Source organism: Streptomyces milbemycinicus (assembly GCF_002154605.1).
Classification (GTDB): domain Bacteria; phylum Actinomycetota; class Actinomycetes; order Streptomycetales; family Streptomycetaceae; genus Streptomyces; species Streptomyces milbemycinicus.
This window is the reverse complement of sequence record NZ_MUNE01001064.1, coordinates 1-1,057: the sequence shown is the minus strand read 5'-3', so window position 1 is coordinate 1,057 and position 1,057 is coordinate 1. Positions and strand designations below refer to the sequence as shown.

At 79.6% G+C, this 1,057-nt stretch carries 1 protein-coding gene; it reads left to right on the top strand.

What is annotated here, in order from left to right; all coding sequences use genetic code 11:
* Window positions 1–1,007 (top strand): FAD-dependent oxidoreductase (locus CCN51_RS51005; protein ID WP_086861215.1); only part of this gene is annotated, 1,007 nt, incomplete at its 5' end.
* Between the last annotated feature and the right edge of the window lie 50 nt (window positions 1,008–1,057).

The window sequence follows — 1,057 nt, the reverse complement described above, 5'->3', positions numbered from 1 at the left end:
CGAGGGGCGCACTGACCACCGCACGCGCCCTCGCGAACGCCGCCCGTGCGCCCCTCGGCGGCGCGCTCGACCAGGCCCGGCTCGGCGCCGCCCTCGGCCGGCTCGCCGCCCTGCCCGCCGACCGCCTCCTCACCCGCCCGGACCGGCCCGTCGCCGACACCCTGGCCGGGCGCGGGCTGCCGGCCCGTACCGTCGAGGGCTTTCTGCGCCCGCTGCTCGTCTCGCTGCTCAGCGACCCCGAGTTGACCACCTCGAGCCGCTGCGCCGACCTGGTGCTGCGCGGCTACGCGCGAGGCCGCCTGTGCCTGCCCGCGGGCGGCGCCTCGGCCGTCCCCGAACTGCTGGCCGCGGCCCTGCCGCCGGGGACGGTACGCACCGGCATACGCGCCGTGACGGCCTCCACGACCGCCGTGGCCACCGCCGAACACGGCGAGATCGCCTGCCGCTCGATCCTGGTGGCCACCGGCGCCCGCGCCGCGGCCGACCTCCTCCCCGGGCTGCGGCTGCCGTCCTTCCACCCGGTCACCGTGTTGCACCACACCGCGGACCACCCGCCGCTGCGCGAGCCCGCGCTGGTGCTCACCGCCGGGGACCACGGCCCGGTCGCCCACACCGCCGTCGCCAGCGAGGTCGACCCGTCGCGCACCCCGCCCGGCCGGGTCCTGATCACCTCCACGGTCCTCGGCGCCGCCGCTGCCCTGCCGACCGCCGAACTCGACCGGGCCGCCCGGGCCCAACTCGCCGCGGTCTACGGCACCTCCACCGTCGGCTGGGACCTGCTGGCCGCCCACCACGACCCGTACGCGGTCCCCGCCATGCCCGCCCCGCACGACCTGCGGCGCCCGGTCCGGCTGCTGTCCGGCCTGTACGTATGCGGGGACCACCGCGACTCAAGCACCGTGCAGGGCGCTCTCGTCTCCGGCCGCCGCGCCGCCCGAGCGATCCTCCACGACCTCGGCGCCCTCCCCGGCGCCGAGCCCACAGCCCCGGACGCGGCGGCGGCCTGACCCGCCACGCCCGGAGGACCTGCGGGGCGGCGGGCCACCCGCCGCCCCGC